General features: G+C 70.1%; 15 protein-coding genes and 5 tRNA genes. 7 read left to right on the top strand and 13 right to left on the bottom strand.

Annotated elements, in window-relative coordinates; all coding sequences use genetic code 11:
• On the top strand, positions 1–1,689 hold the full coding sequence (locus AC4F3Q_RS06510; RefSeq protein ID WP_491039256.1) for a long-chain-fatty-acid--CoA ligase: 1,689 nt from the start codon (positions 1–3) through the stop codon (positions 1,687–1,689).
• 74 nt (positions 1,690–1,763) lie between these two features.
• Here the strand turns inward: AC4F3Q_RS06510 and AC4F3Q_RS06505 are convergent, their stop codons facing one another.
• The 7 genes from AC4F3Q_RS06505 to AC4F3Q_RS06475 form a co-directional block, all read right to left on the bottom strand.
• The gene (locus AC4F3Q_RS06505) at positions 1,764–3,410 is read right to left on the bottom strand and encodes an ABC transporter ATP-binding protein (RefSeq protein ID WP_491039255.1); all 1,647 of its coding nucleotides are present in this window, start codon (positions 3,408–3,410) and stop codon (positions 1,764–1,766) included.
• Entirely contained in the window at positions 3,410–4,396 is a 987-nt protein-coding gene (locus AC4F3Q_RS06500; protein ID WP_491039254.1) for an ABC transporter permease, read from the bottom strand. The genes AC4F3Q_RS06505 and AC4F3Q_RS06500 overlap by 1 nt, the downstream gene beginning before the upstream one ends.
• Before the next feature lies 1 nt (position 4,397).
• Positions 4,398–5,483 carry an ABC transporter permease gene (locus tag AC4F3Q_RS06495; RefSeq protein WP_350308794.1) on the bottom strand — a complete coding sequence of 362 codons (1,086 nt, stop codon included), beginning with the start codon at positions 5,481–5,483 and terminating at the stop codon, positions 4,398–4,400.
• 64 nt (positions 5,484–5,547) lie between these two features.
• Positions 5,548–7,191: an ABC transporter substrate-binding protein gene (locus AC4F3Q_RS06490; protein WP_491039253.1), complete on the bottom strand. Its 1,644-nt coding sequence runs from the start codon at positions 7,189–7,191 to the stop codon at positions 5,548–5,550.
• 199 nt (positions 7,192–7,390) lie between these two features.
• Positions 7,391–8,902: a leucyl aminopeptidase gene (locus AC4F3Q_RS06485; protein ID WP_491039252.1), complete on the bottom strand. Its 1,512-nt coding sequence runs from the start codon at positions 8,900–8,902 to the stop codon at positions 7,391–7,393.
• Positions 8,903–8,915: 13 nt separating this feature from the next.
• On the bottom strand, positions 8,916–10,715 hold the full coding sequence (locus AC4F3Q_RS06480) for an SLC13 family permease (RefSeq protein WP_491039251.1): 1,800 nt from the start codon (positions 10,713–10,715) through the stop codon (positions 8,916–8,918).
• 21 nt (positions 10,716–10,736) lie between these two features.
• Complete coding sequence (locus tag AC4F3Q_RS06475; protein ID WP_491039250.1) at positions 10,737–12,374, bottom strand: AbgT family transporter; 1,638 nt, start codon at positions 12,372–12,374, stop codon at positions 10,737–10,739.
• 310 nt (positions 12,375–12,684) lie between these two features.
• Between AC4F3Q_RS06475 and AC4F3Q_RS06470 the strand changes: the two genes are divergently transcribed.
• Together AC4F3Q_RS06470 and AC4F3Q_RS06465 are read left to right on the top strand one after the other, a co-directional pair.
• Positions 12,685–13,953 (top strand): nucleotide sugar dehydrogenase, encoded by a 1,269-nt coding sequence (locus AC4F3Q_RS06470; RefSeq protein WP_491039249.1) that lies wholly within the window; start codon positions 12,685–12,687, stop codon positions 13,951–13,953.
• Between the two features lie 76 nt (positions 13,954–14,029).
• Positions 14,030–14,593, top strand: a complete 564-nt coding sequence (locus AC4F3Q_RS06465; protein WP_491039248.1) for a GNAT family N-acetyltransferase — start codon at positions 14,030–14,032, stop codon at positions 14,591–14,593.
• On the opposite strand, the gene AC4F3Q_RS06460 is transcribed toward AC4F3Q_RS06465, so the two are convergent.
• From AC4F3Q_RS06460 to AC4F3Q_RS06440, 5 genes are all read right to left on the bottom strand, one after another.
• The gene (locus tag AC4F3Q_RS06460; protein WP_491039247.1) at positions 14,590–15,012 is read right to left on the bottom strand and encodes a CoA-binding protein; all 423 of its coding nucleotides are present in this window, start codon (positions 15,010–15,012) and stop codon (positions 14,590–14,592) included. The genes AC4F3Q_RS06465 and AC4F3Q_RS06460 overlap by 4 nt on opposite strands.
• A 43-nt stretch (positions 15,013–15,055) precedes the next feature.
• Positions 15,056–15,484 carry a VOC family protein gene (locus AC4F3Q_RS06455; RefSeq protein ID WP_491039246.1) on the bottom strand — a complete coding sequence of 143 codons (429 nt, stop codon included), beginning with the start codon at positions 15,482–15,484 and terminating at the stop codon, positions 15,056–15,058.
• Between the two features lie 135 nt (positions 15,485–15,619).
• Positions 15,620–15,691: transfer RNA gene (locus AC4F3Q_RS06450), tRNA-Val, on the bottom strand.
• 86 nt (positions 15,692–15,777) lie between these two features.
• On the bottom strand, positions 15,778–16,620 hold the full coding sequence (locus AC4F3Q_RS06445; RefSeq protein ID WP_491039245.1) for an aminotransferase class IV: 843 nt from the start codon (positions 16,618–16,620) through the stop codon (positions 15,778–15,780).
• 55 nt (positions 16,621–16,675) lie between these two features.
• A complete protein-coding gene (locus AC4F3Q_RS06440) occupies positions 16,676–17,785 on the bottom strand; it encodes a chorismate-binding protein (protein WP_491039244.1) in 1,110 nt (369 codons plus the stop codon).
• Positions 17,786–17,949: 164 nt separating this feature from the next.
• Between AC4F3Q_RS06440 and AC4F3Q_RS06435 the strand changes: the two genes are divergently transcribed.
• The 3 genes from AC4F3Q_RS06435 to AC4F3Q_RS06425 all read left to right on the top strand — a co-directional run bounded on the left by AC4F3Q_RS06435 (position 17,950) and on the right by AC4F3Q_RS06425 (position 18,220).
• Positions 17,950–18,021: transfer RNA gene (locus tag AC4F3Q_RS06435), tRNA-Gly, on the top strand.
• 40 nt (positions 18,022–18,061) lie between these two features.
• A tRNA-Cys gene (locus AC4F3Q_RS06430) sits at positions 18,062–18,132 on the top strand.
• 13 nt (positions 18,133–18,145) lie between these two features.
• Positions 18,146–18,220, top strand: a tRNA-Val gene (locus AC4F3Q_RS06425).
• A 58-nt stretch (positions 18,221–18,278) separates the two neighbouring features.
• Here AC4F3Q_RS06425 and AC4F3Q_RS06420 read toward each other — a convergent pair.
• Positions 18,279–19,334 carry a 2,3-butanediol dehydrogenase gene (locus tag AC4F3Q_RS06420; protein ID WP_491039243.1) on the bottom strand — a complete coding sequence of 352 codons (1,056 nt, stop codon included), beginning with the start codon at positions 19,332–19,334 and terminating at the stop codon, positions 18,279–18,281.
• A gap of 163 nt (positions 19,335–19,497) precedes the next feature.
• Between AC4F3Q_RS06420 and AC4F3Q_RS06415 the strand changes: the two genes are divergently transcribed.
• Positions 19,498–19,569, top strand: a tRNA-Gly gene (locus AC4F3Q_RS06415).
• Positions 19,570–19,573: the final 4 nt, after the last annotated feature.

Genomic DNA, 19,573 nt, shown 5'->3' with positions numbered 1-19,573 from the left:
ATGTCGAACGTCGAAGAGATGCCCTGGGTGAAGAACTACCAGCCGGGCGTGCCCGCGCAGATCCAGCTCCCGACCGAGTCGCTCGTCTCGATGTTCGAGCACTCCGTCGCCGAGGCCGGCAAGCACCCCGCGACCGAGTTCTTCGGCCGGCGCACGACGTACGCAGAGCTCGGGGACCAGGTCGCCCGCGCCGCCGAAGGCCTGCGGAAGCTCGGCGTGCGCAAGGGCGACCGGGTCGCGCTCATCCTCCCGAACTGCCCCCAGCACGTCGTCGCGTTCTACGCGGTGCTGCGCCTCGGCGCTGTCGTCGTCGAGCACAACCCGCTCTACACGTCCCGCGAGCTGCGTCACCAGTTCGAGAGCCACCAGGCGCGCGTCGTGATCGCCTGGGACAAGGCCGTCGCAGCGCTCCGCGAGTTCCCGAGCGACATCACGATCGACCACATCGTCTCCGTCAACCTCCTCGAGGCGTTCCCCGCGGTCAAGCGCGCAGCGCTGCGCGTGCCGCTCACGAAGCTGCGCGCGACACGCGCCTCGCTCACCGCGCCAGCGCCGGGCACCGTCCCGTGGAGCCGGCTGCTCCAGAACGACCGCATCGCGACGTCGCACCCACGCCCCGGCGTCGACGACCTCGCGGCGATCCAGTACACGTCAGGCACGACCGGGCAGCCCAAGGGTGCGATGCTCACCCACTACAACCTCTACTCCAACGCCCTCCAGGGCGAGGCGTGGATGCACGGCGCCGAGTACCGCAAGGAGATCTTCTACGCGATCCTGCCGATGTTCCACGCGTTCGGCATGACGCTCTACCTGACGTACGGCGTGCGCAAGCAGGCGCTCCTCGTGCTGTTCCCCAAGTTCGACCCGGACATGATCCTCGACGCGATGAAGAAGTCGCCCGCGACCGTCTACTGCGCCGTCCCGCCGATCTACGAGCGCACCGCCCTCGCGGCGAAGGAGCGCGGGATCTCGCTCAAGTCGTGTAAGTACTGCATCTCCGGTGCGATGAACCTCCCCGACCACGTCGTCGAGCTGTGGGAGTCCATGTCCGGCGGCTTGCTCGTCGAGGGCTACGGCATGACGGAGTCCTCCCCCGTCGCCCTCGGCAACCCGTTCCACCCCACGCGTCGCCCCGGCACGATCGGCGTGCCGTTCCCGTCCACGCTCATGAAGGTCGTCGATCAGGACGACCCGACCCGCGAGGTGCCGCAGGGCGAGCCAGGTGAGCTGCTCCTCAAGGGCCCCCAGGTCTTCCAGGGCTACTGGAACAACCCGGACGAGACCGCGAAGACGCTCACCGAGGACGGCTGGCTCCGTTCCGGCGACATCGTCACGGTCGACGCCGACGGCTTCACGACGATCGTCGACCGCGCCAAGGAGCTCATCATCACGGGCGGCTTCAACGTCTCCCCGAGCGAGGTCGAGGCCGTCCTGCGGCTCCACCCCGACGTCTCCGACGCCGCGGTGATCGGCAAGCCGCTCGAGCGCGGTGGCGAGATGGTCATCGCCGCGGTCGAGCTCGAGCCGGGCAGCACGCTCGACGAGGAGGCGCTGCGTCAGCACTGCCGCGCCCACCTCGCGGCGTACAAGGTGCCGCGCCGCGTCGTAGCGATCGAGGACACGCCGCGTTCCCTGCTCGGCAAGGTCCTGCGCAAGCAGGTGCGCGACCAGGTGCTCCCGCTCGTCTGAGAGCGCCCGGTCCTCCGACGACGCGAGGGGCGGTGCAGCAACGCTGCACCGCCCCTCCTCGCTTCCCCGGCACGTCAGCCCGTGAGCCTCGCCAGGGCGATGCGCCGCTTCGCCTGCTCGTCCGGGTCCGGGACCGGGACGGACGTCAGCAGCCGCTGCGTGTACGGGTGCTGCGGCGACGCGAGGACGTCGACGCTCGGTCCCTCCTCGACGAGCTCGCCGCGGTAGAGCACGCCGACCCGGTCCGCGACCATCCCGACGACGGCGAGGTCGTGGCTGATGAAGAGCGTCGCGAACCCGAGACGTTCCTGCAGCTCGAGGAAGACCTCGAGCACGCGCGCCTGCACGGACACGTCGAGCGCCGACGTCGGCTCGTCCGCGATCAGCAGGTCCGGGTCGAGCGCGAGCGCACGTGCGAGGCTCGCGCGCTGCCGCTGACCTCCCGAGAGCTCGTGCGGGAAGCGCTTCGCGAACTCCTGGGGCAGGTGCACGGCGTCGAGCAGCTCCGCGACCCGCGGACGCGCGGCACGCCAGTCCCGGGCCTTGCCGTGGATCACGAGCGGCTCAGCGAGCCCCTCGGCGATGGTCATCTTCGGGTTGAAGCTCGTCGCCGGGTCCTGGAACACGAAGCCGATGCGCTGTCGCAGCGGCCGGAACTCGCGCTCCTTGTAGCCCACCATCTCGTGCCCGAGGACCGAGAGAGAGCCTCCCGACGCGTGCGTCAGTCCGGCGATCGCCCGGCCGATCGTCGTCTTGCCCGAGCCGGACTCCCCGACGAGGCCGAGCACCTCCCCAGGCCGGATCTCGAAGTCGACGCCCTTGACCGCGCGGAACGCCGGGCGCCCGAGCCGCCCGGGGTACGCGATCTCGAGAGCCTTCGCCTGGACGACCGGCGCAGCAGACAGGTCCACGGGAGTCGAGCGGTCGCGGGTCTGCGTGCCGAGGACGGGCACGGCCGCGAGGAGCGACCGCGTGTACTCGTGCTGCGGGTTCGCGAAGATCGACCGCACGTCCGCCTGCTCGACGATCTTGCCCTGGTTCATGACCGCGACGCGGTCGGCGAGGTCGGCGACGACGCCCATGTTGTGGGTGATGAGGACGATCGCCCGGCCGAACTCGTCACGCACGCGGCGCAGGAGGTCGAGGATCTCCGCCTGGACCGTGACGTCGAGCGCGGTCGTGGGCTCGTCCGCGACGATCACCTTGGGCTCGAGCGCGAGGGCCATCGCGATGACGATGCGCTGCTTCTGCCCGCCCGAGAACTGGTGCGGGTAGTGGTCGACCCGCTCCTCGGGGTCGGGGATGCCGACCTTGCCGAGGATCTCGATCGCTCGCGCGCGAGCCTCCTGCTTGGAGACCTCGCCGTGCGCGCGCAGCCCCTCGGCGATCTGCCAGCCGACTGTGAAGACAGGGTTCAGCGCGGTCGACGGCTCCTGGAACACCATGGCGACGTCGCGGCCACGAGCGGCGCGCATCTGCGCCGGAGACAGGGTCACGACGTCCTGGCCTGCGAGGACGACAGCCCCTGACACGGTCGTGTTCTCGGGCAGGAGGCGCAGGATCGTCTTCGCCGAGACGCTCTTGCCGGACCCGGACTCACCGACGATCGCGAGCACCTCGCCCGCGTTCACCTGGAAGCTCACGCCGTCGACGGCGCGCACCTCGCCCGCGTCCGTGGTGAAGTCGACGCGCAGGTCCTTGATGTCGACGACGGTCTCCATCACTCGACTCCCTTCGTCTCGGGCGCCGTCGCCGCGGCCGCGCGGCGCGGTGCCCTGCGGATGCGCAGGCGGGGGTCGGCGAGGTCGTTGAGGCTCTCACCGACGAGCGTGACGCCCATGACCAGCAGGACGATCGCGACGCCCGGGAACACCCCGGTCCACCAGATGCCGCTCGCGACGTCGGCAACAGCACGGTTGAGGTCGTAGCCCCACTCGGCCGCCTTGGTCGGGTTGATGCCGAAGCCCAGGAAGCCGAGACCTGCGAGGGTGAGGATCGCCTCGGACGCGTTGAGCGTGACGATGAGCGGGAGCGACCGCGTCGCGTTGCGCAGGACGTGCTTGCCGAGGATCCGCGACGTCGGTGCGCCCAGGACCCGCGCGGACTCGACGAACGGCTCGGCCTTGAGGCGGACCGTCTCGGCGCGCACCACGCGGAAGTACTGCGGCACGAACACGACGGTGATCGAGATCGCCGCAGCGATGATGCCGCCCCAGAAGCTCGACTGCCCGCCGGAGATGATGATCGACACGACGATCGCCAGGAGCAGGGACGGGAACGCGTAGACGGCGTCGGCGACCATGACGAGGACCCGGTCGAGCCACCCGCCGAGGTATCCGGACACGAGGCCGAGCGCGACACCGAGGAAGATCGACGCGATCACCGCGAGGACGACGGTCAGGAGCGCGGTCTGGGTGCCCCACACGACGCGCGAGAAGACGTCGTACCCGCCGACGGTCGTGCCCCAGACGAACTCGTCCGACGGCGCGGCCTGACGCGGGAACGAACCGTCGGCGTCCGAGAGCTGGCTGAAGCCGTACGGGGCGATCTGCGGCGCGAGCAGGGCCACGATCACGAAAGCCGCGGAGATCAGGAGACCTGCGACGAGCATCCCGCGCTGCAGGCCGGTGCTGTGGAACAGGTGCCAGACGATCGGCAGCCGCCGCCAGCGGGGCTCGTGGGTCACGCCCACAGGCTGCGTAGCCATGTCAGTACCTCACTCTCGGGTCGATGAGCGCGGCGACGACGTCGACGACGAAGTTGGTCACCGCGACGATCACCGCGAGCAGCGCGACGATCCCCTGGACCGCGACGTAGTCGCGGGCGGCCAGGTACTGCGCGAGCTGGAAGCCCAGGCCACGCCACTCGAACGTGGTCTCCGTGAGGATCGCGCCACCGAGCATGAGCGCGATCTGCATGCCCATCACGGTGATGATCGGGATGAGGGCAGGCTTGTACGCGTGCTTGCGCAGGAGCCGGCCCTCGGACACGCCGCGCGAGCGTGCCGCGTCGACGTAGTCCATCGAGAGCGTCCCGATGAGGTTCGTGCGGACGAGCCGCAGGAACACGCCCGCGGTGAGGAGGCCGAGCGCGACGGCAGGAAGGACGGCGTGCGAGAGGACGTCGGAGATGAGGTCCCACCGGCCGGTGCGCAGGGCGTCGATGATGTTGATGCCGGTCGACCCGTCGATTCGGTCGAGGATCAGCTGGGTCTGCGGCGTCGACCGGCGGCCGAGCGGCAGCCACCCGAGCTGGACCGAGAACACGAGCTTGAGCAGGATGCCCGCGAAGAAGACGGGTGTCGCGTACGCGAGGATCGCCAGCACCCGCAGCGTCGCGTCCGACCATCGGTCGCGGCGGTAGGCAGCGATGCGGCCGAGCGGGATGCCGATGACGAGCGCGATCACGAGCGCGAACGTCACGAGCTCGAACGTCGCGGCGCCGTACGTCAGCAGGATCTCGCTGATCTCCCGGTTGTCCGTGACGGTGCGACCGAAGTCCCCCGTGAAGATCTCCTTGAGGTACTCGACGTACTGCACGAGCACGGGACGGTCGTAGCCTGCGGCGGCGAGCCGCTCGGCAAGCTGCGCCTCGGTGAGGCGGCCGCCGACGGACGCCGTGATGGGGTCCCCGACGACCCGCATCAGGAAGAACACGAGGCTGACGAGGATGAGCACGGTCGGGAAGATCAGCAGGAAGCGGACCAGGATGTAGCGTCCCAGCCCTCCGCCCGGTGCTGCTGAAGTGGGTTTGGCCGCAGCGGCGGCTGCGGGCTCGTCCGTGAGCGCGGTCACGTTCTCTCCTTGGTACGCGGACGGGACGCCGCGTGCGGCGTCCCGTCCGGTGTGGTGCGGGTGGTCAGCGACCGAGCGGCGCGTAGCGGAACTTGAAGGACGCGTCGAGCGTCACGCCCGTGACGTCCTTGCCCGCGACGGCCACCTGCGAGCCCTGGAGGAACGGCAGGGTCGAGAGGTCCTCCGCGACGATGCGCTGCGCCTCCTCGATGAGCGCGACGCGCTTGGCCTCGTCAGGCTCGCTCGCCTGGCCGAGGATCGCCTTCGTGGCGTCGTCGTTCTCGTAGTGGTTGCCGAGGAAGTTCTCCGGGAGGAAGAACGGCGACAGGTAGTTGTCGGCGTCCGAGTAGTCCGGGAACCAGCCGAGCTGGTAGGCCGGGTAGACGTCCTCACGACGCTCGGTCGAGTAGACGTCCCAGAGCGTCGACTGGAGCGTGATGTCGAACAGGCCCGTCGCCTCGAGCTGCGCCTCGACCATCGCGTACTCCTCGTCGGAGGAGTTGCCGTAGTGGTCCGGGCTGTACTGGAGGTTGAGCTTGACCGGGGTCGCGACGCCCGCGTCGGAGAGCGCCTTGGCGGCCTTGTCCGCGTCCGGGCCGCCGTTGCCGTCGCCGTACAGCTCCTTGAGCGGCTCGGCAGCGCCGGTCAGGCCCTCGGGGACGTACGAGAAGAGCGGCGCGAAGGAGCCCTGGTAGATCTCCTCGCTCAGCTTGTCGCGGTCGAGCAGGTGCGCGACCGCCTGGCGGACGGCGAGCGCCTTCGCCGGGTCGGCGTCGGCCGTGTCGGTGCCGAACGGCTGGGTCGCGAAGTTGAAGACGATGTAGCGGATCTCGCCGCCCGGGCCCTCGTGGACCTTGACCTTGTCGTCCTTCGCGAGGTCGGCGAGGTCCGTCGGGGACAGGCTGCGGAACGCGACGTCGACGTCACCCTGCTGCACCGCGAGCTTGAGCGAGGTCTCCTCGGTGAAGTACTGCGCCGTGACGACCTTGGTGACGGCCGGCTCGAGCAGGCCCTTGTAGCCGTCGAACGCCTCGTAGCGGATGAGCTCGTTCTCGGTGTAGTCCGTGATGAGGTACTGCCCGGCGAAGGCCTTCTCGGAGACGATCTTGTCCGCCGGGGTGATCTCGGTCGCGGAGAAGACCTCCTCGTCGACGATCGGGCCGACGGGCGAGGACAGGATCTGGGGGAACGTCTGGTCGTTCTCGCTCTTGAGCTTGAAGACGACGGTGAGGTCGTCCGGGGCCTCGAGGGAGTCGAGGTTGTACAGGAGCGACGACGGGCCGTTCGGGTCCGCTATCGCGAGCTGGCGGTCGAAGCTGAACTTGACGTCCGACGCCGTCAGGGCGTGGCCGTTCGCGAACGTCAGGCCCTCCTTGAGCTTGACGGTGTACTCGCTCGGGGCGGTGAACTCGGCGCTCTGCGCGATGTCGGGGGCGACGTCGGGGCTGCCGTACGGCGAGTTCAGCAAGAACGGGAACACCTGGTTCTGCACGGCGAACGAGCCGTTGTCGTACGAGCCGGCGGGGTCGAGCGACGTGATCACGTCGGTGGTGCCGACCGAGATCGCCTCGGCGCCGCCGTCGGTGCCTCCCGTGCCCGTCGTCGGGCCGTCTGACTCGCTCGTGTCCGCGCACGCGGTCAGCACGAGACCGAGCGCGGCGATCGCGCCCACAGCGCGTACGGCGTGGCGTCCAGTTCCTGCAGCCATTGCTCACATCCTCACTGCATCGCGCCGGAGCGGGGGGCACCGACGCTTGGTTGACGGGTCATGGACCAAACCCTGACGCTGTTCTTACCACGGGACGTATGACCTATGCCGGGCATGACCGCTTGCGATACGCATTCGAAACAAAACGTGACCAGGCGGAAACAGTCTGCTGACGACCGTCCGCCGTCGGAACGACCCGTCACGCGGGCGGACGGAACGCAGACGCAACCTCCGCGAGCAAGCGCGCCCCGTAGCCCGTCGCGCCCTTGACGCGCCACGCCGAGTCCGCGTCGACGCGCATCGGCCCCGCGATGTCGAGGTGCGCCCACGGCGTGTCCTCGACCCACTCAGCGAGGAACAGCGCGGCGACGATCGCGCCGGCCGACTCCCCGCCGAGGTTCTTGATGTCGGCGATCTCAGAGTCCAGCCACGGTCGATAGGCGCGCTCGAGCGGTAGCTCCCACACCTGCTCGTCCGTACGGGCGGCCGCCGCACGCACCTGGGCGACCAGGTCCGGCGACGTACCGATGAGCCCGGCCGTCCGCGGCCCGAGGGCTGCGAGGCACGCGCCCGTGAGCGTCGCGATGTCCACGATCGCGTCGACACCGTCCTCGTTCGCCAGGGTGAGGGCGTCCGCCATGACGAGCCTGCCCTCAGCATCGGTGTTGACCACCTCGATCGTCCGTCCGGACCGCGTCGTCAGCACGTCCCCGAGCTTCGTCGCCGAGCCGGAGGGCATGTTGTCCGTGCACGCGAGGTATGCGCTCACCGCGACCTGGGTGCCCAGCTCACGGAGCACCGACATGGCCGCCAGCACCGCGCCTGCGCCGGTCATGTCCATCTTCATCGCCGCGTGCATCGCGTTCGAGGGCTTGAGGCTGATACCACCAGAGTCGTACGTGATGCCCTTGCCGACGAGCCCGAGGTGCGGGACGTCCTCTCCGGGACCCTCAGGCCGGTAGCGCAGCACGATCATCCGCGGCTCCGACACCGATCCGGCGTTCACGCCGAGCAGTCCGCCACAGCGCATCTCCACGAGCGCTGCACGGTCGTGCACCACGATCTCGAGCCCGGACCCCGCAGCGACCTGACGCGCGACGTGCGCGAGGGCCGACGCGTCGAGATGCCCTCCAGGCGCGTTCGCGAGATCGCGCGAGAGCGCACCCGCGCGGGCGAGGACGAGGCCTCGCGCCGCGCCACGCTCCACCTCCGCCGTGGCGTCGCCGCCGGCTGCGCCGACGACGAGCACGATCTCGACGAGGGCCGTCGCGGCAGACGACCTCAGCTCGTCGAACGAGTACCGGCCGAGGACGACACCTTCGACGAGCGCGGCACCGAGATCGTGAGCGTCAGCCCGCACGGCGTCGGGCAGCGTCGACACGTCCAGCACGACGACAGGGTCCGCACGCACTGCACGGGCAGCCTCTCCGGCCGCGTCACGCACGGCCGCGACGTCGACCGCGGCAGGCTCGCCGAGCCCCACGAGCACGACGTCGGGGCCCTGCGCCACCGGGAGGTTGACGACGGTCGACGCCTTCCCGGTGAAGCCGAGCCGCTCGACCTGCTCGCGCGTGAACGGCGTGCGGGTCGGCGGGGCGCCGTCCGTCGCCAGGAACGCGACGACCGCGGTCGCGTCAGGCGGTGGTTCCGCGACGACGGTCAGCGCCACCGCGCGCACAGCGTCGGGAGAAGGGGTCAGGTTGACGGACATGGGGACTCCTCGGCTAGAGCGGCCAGAACACGGGGACGAGAAGGAGGGTGATCGCGAGCCACGCGAGCATCGTGACGAGGCCGAGGCGCCAGTAGTCGCCGAACCTGTAGCCGGCCGGTTCCATCACCATCATGTTGGCGGGCGTGGCGATCGGGGTGAGGAACGACGCCGCCCCGGCGACGGCCATGAGCATCAGCACGGGCTGTGCCGGCACGTTCGCCGTCTGCGCGGCGACGAGCGCGATCGGCACCATGATGAGCGTCGTCGCGGTGTTCGACACAACCTGACCGAGCGCCGCGGTCACGAGGAAGAGGACCACGAGCAGCACGTACGGCTGCCGTCCGCCCGCCGCCACGATCACGTCCGCGACGATGTCGGCGGCCCCGCTCGCGCGGATCGCCTCGGACATCGGGATGAGCGCACCGATCAGCACGACCGTCTGCCACGAGACCGCCCGGTAGGCCTGGTCCGACGTCAGGACCCGCAGCCCCACCATCGCGGCCGCACCGGCGAGCCCCGCGACGGCGGGCGCGACGACGCCGCTCGCGAGGAGCGCGACCGTCGCCGCGAGCACGGCGAGCGCCCTCCCGGCCCGGGAGCCCAGCGGGACGACCTGACGCCGCACCGCGTCCGGCTGGTCGACGAGCAACAGCTCCCGGTCGTGGCTGAGCGCCTCGACCGCGGGCCACCCGCCGTGGACGAGCAGGGCGTCTCCCTGCTCGAGCGCCGTCTGGCGAAGCCCGCGGTCCTGACCGAGACGGCGCACGGCGAGGATCGTGAGCCCGCTCGCGCGCCGCATGCCGGGGAACACGGAGAGCCCCCGCAGGGGCGACCGGGGCGGCACGACGACCTCGGCGACGCCCTGGTCGCGCGAGAGCAGCGGGCCGCCGTCGGGCGCCGAGAGGGCCACCATCTCGAGGTCCAGGGCGCTCGTCGCCGCGAACCGTTCAGCGTCCGTGCGTGCCCCGGCGACGACGATCGAGTCCCCCACCTGGAGCGCCTGGCGCTCGGTGACGCCGAGACCTGCGACGTCGTGCGCCCCGACGAGCTCGAGGCCGTCCGGCGTCACGACGCCCGCGAACGCGCTCCCGACGACGCTCGATCCTGGCCGCACGCCGAGCCGGAACACCCCGCCGCTGAGCCCGTAGTGCTGCGTGACGGTCGACCGGTAGGTCGAGAAGTCTGGCGGGAGCAGGGCGGACGTGCGCTCGGGGAGCAGGCGAGGGCCGAGCCACACCCCGATCGCCGCCGTCACGGCGACGAGCGGCACGCCGACGAGCGCGAACTCGAAGTAGCCGAAGCCTGGCCCTCCCGCACCGCGTGACGCGTCCGAGACGATCACGTTGACGACCGAGCCCGAGAGCGTGAGCATCGCTCCCGCGTTCGCGGCGAAGGCAAGCGGGAGGAGCAGGCGGGACGGCAGCACGTCGACGCGCCGCGCGACCACGACGGCGACCGGGAGCATCGCGGCGGTCGCACCGTTCGGTGTGATGACCGCCGCGAGGGCAGCGCACACCCCCAGGAGCGCGAGGACGATGCGCGCCCGACCGACGCCGTCGGCGCGTGTGAGCCTCTCGCCGGCCCACGCCGTGACGCCGGTCTCCTCGAGGCCGGCGCTGATGACGAAGAGGGTCGCGAGGAACACGACGACCGGGTCGCCGAAGCCCGCGACCACGCGCTCCGGATCGACCTGACCGGTCACGAGGAGCGCGAAGGCGGTGAGCACCGCGACGAGGCCGACAGGCCATCGGTTCCAGACGAACAGCACGATCGAGCCCGCCAGCACGAGCAGGGTGATCGTCGCGTCCGTCACGTCAGCCCTCGCCTGCGTCTCTCAGAGGTAGATCGAGCCGCCGGGGCCGAGCGGGATCCCGAGCAGGTACCAGGCCACGAGGAGCACGGTCCACACGAGGAGCAGGATCACGGAGTACGGCAGCATGAGGGAGATGATCGAGCCCACGCCGACCTTGCGCCGATAGCGCTCGGCGAAGATCACGATGAGGGCGAAGTACGGCATCAGGGGTGTGACGACGTTGATCGGCGAGTCCCCGACCCGGTAGGCGGCGACCGCGAGGTCGGGTGAGATGCCGAGCTGGACGAACAGCGGGACGAAGATCGGCGCGAAGATCGCCCACTTCGGCACGACGCCGCCGATGAAGATGTCGATCACCGCTGTCATCGCCACGAGGCCGACGATGAGCCAGACGGTCGGCAGGTTCGCCTCCTCGAGCGCGTCCGCCATGTTGACCGCTGCGATGGTGCCGAGCTGCGAGTACGTGAAGTAGGCGATGAACTGGCTGATCACGAGGAGCAGGAAGAAGAGGCCGGCGAGCCCCGCGACGGTCTTGGTCATGGGGTTGATGACGTCCATCGAGCCTCTGATGGTCCCCGCCCCGATGCCGTAGCAGAGCCCCATCACGAAGAAGTACAGCAGGATCAGGAAGATGATCGATCCCATGAGGGGCGAGCTCTCGACGAGGCTGCCCGTCTCGGGGTTGCGCAGCGGCCCCCAGGCCGGAAGCGCGAGCAGCAGCACGAGAGCGGTCACGCCGAGCAGGCCGAAGCCCGCGAACCGCAGGCCACGCTGCTCGACGGCGGTGAGGTCGCCGTCCGCGGGCGCAGCAGCGCCTGCTGCGTCGTCGTCCTCAGGCGCCTCCGACTCGTCATAGCGGCCGAGCCGGGGCTCGACGACGAGCTCGGTCAGGGCGGTCACGACGACGGCGATGACGATCGTCGACACGATGCCGAAGAAGAGGTTCCCCGTGATGGAGACATGCTGCGCCGGGTCGGCGATCGACTCGTTCGTGATCTCGGCGAGCATGCCGTCGACGGGGGTGATGAGCACGTTCACCCCGAACCCGCCGCCGACACCGGCGAAGGCTGCAGCGAGGCCTGCGAGGGGGTGCCGCCCGAGCGAGCGGAACACCGCCGCGGAGAGGGGGATCAGGACGAGGTAGCCCGCGTCGGTCGCGATCGAGGAGATCACGCCGAGCAGCACGATGATGAAGGTGACGAACCGCTTCGGCGTCACCTTGACGAGGCGCTTGATGAACGCGCTGATGAGGCCGGCCTCCTCGGCCAGTCCCACGCCGAGCATCGCGACCATGATCACGCCGACGACGCCGAAGCTGTTGAAGTTGTCGACGGGCGACGTGAAGATGAACCGGATCCCCTCGGCCGTCAGGAGGCTGCGCGCCTCGACCGTCACCTCCTCGACCTGCGCCTCACCCTCGGGAGCCTCGACCTCGTTCTCACCGACGAGCTGCTCCGCGCTCGGGTCGACCTGCTCGGTGACGTATGCCTGCTCGAACGTCACGGACGTCCCGGTCGCATAGAACACGTGAGACATGACGACGAGCAGCACGATCAGCCCGAGGAAGATCACGACGGGGTGCGGCACCTTGTTGCCGACGCGCTCGATGGCATCGAGGGCCCGCTCGAGCGGGCTGCGCCGCGCGACGTCCTGAGTCATGTGGTGCCTTCCGCCTCGCGGCACAGCCGCTCGTGGCACGTGCGGGGTCCGGCGAGCCGGACGTGGCGCCGCGGGGCCGGACCCACACGGTGCGGACGACGGACATTCAGGACATGGCGCCCAGGTCCCACCCTGGCACCGTGTCGCACGAGCGTCAACGGCGCTCGGAGCTCACCCGCGACCGCCCCAGGCTCACCCACACGTCTCGCACCACGTTCACCCCCGACCACCCGTCGCCCGCGTCACGGACGGCAGTAGCGTCGATAACGGCCGACCGCGGGAGTCGGACCGAGCCTGAGGGGGAAGCACAGTGGACGCCAGCAACCAGAAGATCGTGATCATCGGGCAGGGCTACGTCGGCCTCCCGGTCGCCATGCGTGCGGTCGAGGTGGGCTACGACGTCGTCGGTCTGGATCTCGACGAGCCACGCGTCAAGCGCCTCGCGGAAGGCAGCTCCTACGTCGGCGACATCGCCGACGAGATGCTCCGGACGGCGCTCGACAGCGGCCGCTTCCTCCCCACGAGCGACTACGCCGCGGCTGAGGGCTTCGACGTCGCCGTCATCACTGTCCCGACGCCCCTCAAGGAGACGCTCCCCGACCTCAGCTTCATCGAGCAGTCGGGTCAGAGCCTCGCCCCGTACGTCACTCCCGGCTCCGTCGTCGTGCTCGAGTCGACGACATACCCCGGCACGACCGAGGAGATGCTCGTGCCGATCCTCGAGGCCGGCAGCGGGCTGCGCGCGGGGACCGACTTCCACGTCGGCTACTCCCCCGAGCGCATCGACCCGGGCAACAAGAAGTACGGCTTCGTCGAGACGCCCAAGGTCGTCTCGGGGATCGACCCTGTGTCGCTCGCCCGCGTCGACGCGTTCTACTCCTCGCTCATCGAGCGCACCGTGCCGGTCTCCGGCACGAAGGAGGCGGAGCTGACGAAGCTCCTGGAGAACACGTTCCGCCACGTCAACATCGCGCTCGTCAACGAGCTCGCCGTCTTCGCGCACCAGCTCGACATCAACATCTGGGAGTCGATCGACGCCGCGTCCTCCAAGCCCTTCGGGTTCATGGCCTTCACGCCGGGCCCTGGCGTCGGCGGTCACTGCCTCCCGGTCGACCCGAGCTACCTGTCGTGGCAGGTCCGCCGCACCCTCGGGCAGAACTTCCGCTTCATCGAGCTCGCGAACGACGTGAACGAGCACATGCCGAACCACGTCGTCACGCGGCTCGCGACGCTCCTCAACGACGAGCGCAAGGCCGTCCGCGGTTCGAAGGTGCTGCTGCTCGGACTCGCGTACAAGCGGGACACCAACGACATCCGCGAGTCGCCCTCGCTCAAGATCGTCGAGCTGCTCACGGCGCTCGGTGCCGACATCCTCGCGGTCGACGACCTCATCGACGACTCGCGCTGGCCCGCAGGCGTGACACGGGTGGCGCTGACCGACGAGACCCTCGCCGGCGTCGACGCCGCACTCGTCGTCACCGCGCACTCGGACCAGCCGTACCACCTGCTCGTCGACAACGACATCCCGACGCTCGACACGCAGCGCGTCCTGCGCGGGCCGAAGGTCTCGGTGCTCTGAGCGTCTGCGCGCCGACACAGCACGCACCTGGCTGAATCACGTGGACCGCAGCGAGAAGCGGTGAGACCGTCGTCGAGTGACGATCACACCAGCCCTCGACGTGGACGCGCCCGTCTGGCACTCCCCGGACCTCTCCCCTGCGGTGTCGCTGCACCGGCTCGACCTCGCGACGATCGACGCGCTCGCGCGCGGCGACCTCACAGCGGCACGCGGCTCGTCCGGGTTGGCCCTCGACCCGCACCTGGCGGCACCAGGGTCCCGAGGTGTCTGGCAGATCCGCAGCGCCCAGCTGGACGAGCACCCCGAGCACGGCCCCTGGATCACGCGCGTCCTCAGTCTGGGTGACGAGGTCGTCGGCAAGGCCGGCTTCCACGGCCCGCCTGAGCCGGGCACCGGCATGGTCGAGATCGGCTACTCGGTCGCACCGGAGCGTCGTCGGCAGGGCCTCGCCCGTGCGGCGTTCCGGCTCATGCGCGCCGTCGCCGCGCACACCGCGGACGCCCACGTCCTCCGGGCGACGGTCTCGCCCGACAACGCCGCCTCGCGCACCCTCGTGCTCTCCGAGGGCCTCATCGAGGTCGGCGAGCAGTGGGACGAGGAGGACGGCCTCGAGATCGTGTACGAGGCCCGGCTCGACTAGCCCGCGTCCAGCCCCAGCCGAGGCCCCTCGATCGCCGGGCACGTGTCCATGACGACGTCGAGCCCGGCCGCGCGCGCCCGCGCGGCGGCAGCCTCGTCGATCACGTCGAGCTGCAGCCAGACGGCTCGCGCGCCGATCGCGATCGCCTCGTCTACGACCGCTCCGGCGAGCTCGGACCGCACGAAGACGTCGACGACGTCGACCTTCCCGGGCACGTCGGCGAGCGACGCGTAACCGGTCTCGCCGTGCACCACGGAAGCCTGGGGGTGCACCGGGACGATCGCCATACCGATGCCCTGCAGGTACCGGGCAACCCCGTACGCGGCGCGCTCGCGGTTCTCGGACAGGCCGACGACGGCCCAGCGGCCCTCGCTCGTGAGCAGCCGCCGGATGACCTCAGGATCGTTGGCTCGAGTCATAGGACTACCGAACCACACGTGCGCGGCCGCGCGGGACGACCGGTCAGGACGGCTCCGTCTGCTGCGGGCCCTGCTCAGCCGCGACCGGGTCCATCCAGAACACCGAGAACAGGTTCCCGTCGGGGTCCTCGAAGTCGCGCCCGTACATGAAGCCCATCTCTTGCGGGCCCCTGTGCGCGGCCCCGCCGGCCGCGACCGCAGTCGCGATCATCTCGTCGACGGCCTCCCGGGAGTCCATGCTCAGGGCGATCTCCGCCTGGACCGCCGTCGCGGGATCGACGATCGGCTTGTCGGTGAAGGTCGCGAAGAAGTCGCGGGTGAGCACCATGAGGTAGATCGCGTCGTCGATCCGCACGCACGCCGCGTTCTCGTCGGTGAAGTTTGGTTCGATGCGCCAGCCGATGCCTTCGAAGAAGGCCTTCGACCGGTCGAGGTCGCTCGTCGGGATGTTGACGAAGATGTTCGTGGCCATGCGTGCTCCTCAGGGTGGCGATGGCTGACCGGAAGTGTCGGATATCACGATCGTCCCCCCGTACCGTCTCGTCGGCACCTCGACGCCACCAACGACGAAGGCCCCCGAGCGTGAGCTCGGGGGCCTTCGTGCGGGTGGGCGATACTGGGTTCGAACCAGTGACCTCTTCGGTGTGAACGAAGCGCGCTACCACTGCGCCAATCGCCCGTGCGTGGTGCGGGGACCACACTAGCGCGTGATGGTCAGAGACGAAAATCGGTCCCGGCCTGCCCACCCGCACGCGCGGGCTGCGCTCACGGGTCGAGGTCCTCCGTCTGCTTACGGGCGAACAACTCCTGCGCGGCGAGGCAGAGCTCGCCCGCTGCGACGTCCTGACCGTCGAGCGCGGTGAGCGGCGAGACGTTGCGCGTCGAGGACGTGAGCGCGGCGTGCGCCCGCCCCTGCACGACGTCGTCGAGCACCTCGAACGGGAGGGTCGCCTCCCGCATCGGAAGCCCCGCGGCATCGCCCCACTCGAGCAGGAGCTCGCGCGTGATGCCAGCGAGGCAGCCGGAGTCGAGCGGGGGTGTGAGCAGCTCGCCGTCCCGCTCGACGACGATGTTCGACCCGGTCCCCTCGCACAGCTCTCCGCGCGTGTTCGCGAGCAGCGCCTCGTCGGCGCCGTACTCGGTCGCGGCGGCGAGCGCGACGACGTTCTCCGCGTACGACGTCGTCTTGAGGCCTGCGACGGCGGAGCGCTCGTTGCGCACCCAGCTGACGCGAGCGGCGCGCGACGCACGGGCGACCGTCGCCGGACCGGCAGCGACGAGGACGGTCTGGGCGAGGCCGTCGCGCCCGGAACCGAGCGGCCCGGGACCGCCTGTCACGGTGACCCGAAGACGTCCCGTCTCGGGGGGCGCGACCGCGAGGACTGCGCTCACACCGTCGCGGATCTTGTCCTCGTCGGGCGGGAGGAGGCCGAGGCCGGTCGCGCTGCGCGCGAGCCGCGCCAGGTGCCGGGTGAGGGCGAACGCCCTGCCGTCGAGGACGAGCATCGTCTCGAAGACACCGTCGCCGACGGTGATGCCGTGGTCGAGCGCTCCGACGAGCGGCTCCTCGGCGTCGCGCAGCCGTCCCTCGAACCAGACGATCGTCATCGGTCTCCCCCTCGGGTCTCGTGCCTGCGTCGGCGCAGGCGGTCTGTCGATCTTGTCAGGACGAGGCGAGCGCGACCAGCCTGCGCGCCTTGAGCTGCGTCTCGTCCCACTCTCCGTCGGGATCGCTCCCCCACGTGATGCCGGCTCCCGTGCCGAAGCGCAGGACGCCGTCGCGCCACCAGAAGGTGCGGATCCCGACGGCGAGCTCTGCGGTGCCACGGTCGGCGTCGACCCAGCCGATCGCGCCGCAGTAGGGGCCGCGCGGCTCGTCCTCGAGCGTGTCGATGATCCGCAGCGCGGAGGACTTGGGCGCGCCTGACACGGACGCGGGCGGGAAGGTCGCGTCGAGGACCTGCGCCCAGCCGACGTCGTCGCGCAGCTCGCCCGTCACGGTCGAGACGAGATGGACGAGGCCCGGGTGCTGCTCGACGGCGAGGAGCGACTCGACGCTCACCGTCCCCGGCTGGCAGACGTGCTGCAGGTCGTTGCGCACGAGGTCCGTGATCATGATGTTCTCGGCCTCGTCCTTGGGGAGCAGCCCACCCACGTCGGCGGCTGTCCCCTTGATCGGCGCGGACGTCAGGGTCGTGCCGTCGCGGCGCAGGAACAGCTCGGGCGAGGCGGACACGACCCACACGGGCTCGACGCCGGACCCTGCGGGCACGTGGACGTAGCCACCGAACGGTGCCGGGTTGCCTGTCGCGAACCTCGTCGCCAGCGCGGCGGCGTCGGGCTCCTGTCCGCCTGCGGTGGGCAGCGGTGCAGAGAGCACCCGGCAGAGGTTGACCTGGTAGACGTCCCCCTCCCGCACGTGCTCGCGCACACGGGCGACGTCGTCGCGGTAGCGCTCGGCGCCCACCGAGCTTCGCCAGGTGTCCGCGGCAGGCCCGCGCCACGCGGTGCCCACGGGCGCCGGGTCCGAGGCGGCACGGTAGTCCGCAGCGCGGTCGCCGGTGCGCTCGGCGAACCGCCACGCGCGGCCGCGCCCGTCGAACTCGAGGACGACGAACCACAGGCCCTCGTCGTCGAGCCGGGCGCGCCCTTCGACCGTCGCGAGGTCGATGCAGTCGATCACGCCGTGCGCGCTCGTTCCGCCGAGCGACGCGCTGCCGCGGACGACGAGCCGCTCTGGCTCGTCGGGAGGGGCGGGACGGGCTGCGTTCACGGGGTCAACCTACCTGGGTGGCGTGCGACGCCGCGCGAGCTCCGGGACGCCTCAGGCGACGGAGGACGGAAGATCACACGGGTGTCAGTTGGACGTTTCAGGGAACGTTCGACTAGTGTTTGTCAGGCGCCGCGGGCCGGGAGATCCGACCTACTGGTGTGCATGCGGACGTGGCTCAGTGGTAGAGCATCACCTTGCCAAGGTGAGGGTCGCGGGTTCGAATCCCGTCGTCCGCTCGGAGACGCGGCACCGGTCTACCGGTCGCCCGACTCGAACGGTGGAGTGGCCGAGAGGCGAGGCAGCGGCCTGCAAAGCCGTACACACGGGTTCGAATCCCGTCTCCACCTCGCAGCACAGCACGGGCGATTGGCGCAGCGGTAGCGCGCTTCCCTGACACGGAAGAGGTCACTGGTTCGATCCCAGTATCGCCCACCACACGAAGGCCGCCCCACGGGGCGGCCTTCGGCGTCTCCGCGACGCACCGGTCAGCGGGTCACGGATGGACGAGGATCTTCACCGCCGTGTCGTTGCGGTTGATGAGCGTGTCGAGCCCCTCGTCCACGAGGTCCGCGAGGTCGATCCTGGCGGTGATGAAGGGGGCGAGGTCGATCTTGCCCTCCTGGACGAGCCTGATGACCTCCGTGTGATCGTTGACGTAGGCGATCGTGCCTCGCAGGTCGATCTCCTTGAGCACGATCTTCATCATGTCGATCGTGGCCGGCTTGCCCCAGATCGAGACGTTGACGACGACTCCCCCAGGCTTGACGGCATCGACGAGCGCGTCGAGGACCGCGTTGACCGACGAGCACTCGAAAGCGACGTCGACCCCGCGCCCGTCGGTCAGCTCGAGGACGCGGGCCTGAAGGTCCTCAGCGGTCGGGTCGATGACGTGGTCCGCCACGCCCGTGTCGATCGCCTTGGCCTTGCGCGCCTCGCTCAGCTCCGACATCAGGACGGTCACACCCTGCGCCTTGAGCACGGCCGCCGTCAGCAGACCGATCGGTCCGGCACCGCCGATGAGCGCGACGTCACCCGCCTTCGCGCCTGACCGGACGTACGCGTGGTGCCCCACGGACAGCGGCTCGATGAGGGCCGCCTGGTCGAGCGGCACGTCCCCCACGGGGTGCACCCAGCGCCGGTCGACGACGACCTTCTCGCTGAGCCCGCCGCCCCCTCCGGACAGCCCGATGAAGCCCATCGAGCGGCAGAGGTGGTACTTGTCGGCGCGACACATGTCGCACTCGCCGCACGTGAAGTACGGCTCGACGACGACGCACTCCCCGACGGTCAGGTCTGCGACGCCCTCACCGAGCGCCGAGACCGTCCCGGAGAACTCGTGCCCCATCGCCACCGGCAGCTCTTCGCCCGACAAGGGGTGGGGATGGCCGGGTGGCGGGATGAAGATCGGACCCTCGAGGTACTCGTGGAGGTCGCTGCCGCAGATGCCGCACCAAGCGACCTCGATCTCGACTGCCCCTGGCCTCAGGACCGGCTCCGGGATCTCGTCGATCGTGATGTTCTTCCGACCGTGAAAACGTGCTGCCCTCATCGTTGATCGCCTCCACACGAACGTGAGACACGCCTACTTTGAACACTACGCCGACCCCCGGGGCGCGCAAGGGCGGGAAGCGCGCCGGTTTGGGCAATCGTCGGATCGTCGTCTAGTGTGTACACGCACCGATCACCTCCGGCCCGCCGGACGAGATCGCGTTGCGGACGTGGCTCAGTGGTAGAGCATCACCTTGCCAAGGTGAGGGTCGCGGGTTCGAATCCCGTCGTCCGCTCGGA

This window comes from Flavimobilis sp. BM9 (genome assembly GCF_058313055.1).
The sequence above is the reverse complement of the archived record's forward strand: the minus strand, read 5'-3'. Positions and strand labels throughout refer to the sequence as shown.

What these genes read in the sequence shown, in the direction of transcription:
- AC4F3Q_RS06510 (WP_491039256.1), top strand. Translation starts at nt 1, where the DNA reads ATGTCGAACGTCGAAGAGATGCCCTGGGTGAAGAACTACCAGCCGGGC.
- AC4F3Q_RS06505 (WP_491039255.1), bottom strand. Translation starts at nt 3,410, where the DNA reads ATGGAGACCGTCGTCGACATCAAGGACCTGCGCGTCGACTTCACCACG.
- AC4F3Q_RS06490 (WP_491039253.1), bottom strand. Translation starts at nt 7,191, where the DNA reads ATGGCTGCAGGAACTGGACGCCACGCCGTACGCGCTGTGGGCGCGATC.
- AC4F3Q_RS06500 (WP_491039254.1), bottom strand. Translation starts at nt 4,396, where the DNA reads ATGGCTACGCAGCCTGTGGGCGTGACCCACGAGCCCCGCTGGCGGCGG.
- AC4F3Q_RS06460 (WP_491039247.1), bottom strand. Translation starts at nt 15,012, where the DNA reads ATGACTCGAGCCAACGATCCTGAGGTCATCCGGCGGCTGCTCACGAGC.
- AC4F3Q_RS06475 (WP_491039250.1), bottom strand. Translation starts at nt 12,374, where the DNA reads ATGACTCAGGACGTCGCGCGGCGCAGCCCGCTCGAGCGGGCCCTCGAT.
- AC4F3Q_RS06420 (WP_491039243.1), bottom strand. Translation starts at nt 19,334, where the DNA reads ATGAGGGCAGCACGTTTTCACGGTCGGAAGAACATCACGATCGACGAG.
- AC4F3Q_RS06455 (WP_491039246.1), bottom strand. Translation starts at nt 15,484, where the DNA reads ATGGCCACGAACATCTTCGTCAACATCCCGACGAGCGACCTCGACCGG.
- AC4F3Q_RS06485 (WP_491039252.1), bottom strand. Translation starts at nt 8,902, where the DNA reads ATGTCCGTCAACCTGACCCCTTCTCCCGACGCTGTGCGCGCGGTGGCG.
- AC4F3Q_RS06445 (WP_491039245.1), bottom strand. Translation starts at nt 16,620, where the DNA reads ATGACGATCGTCTGGTTCGAGGGACGGCTGCGCGACGCCGAGGAGCCG.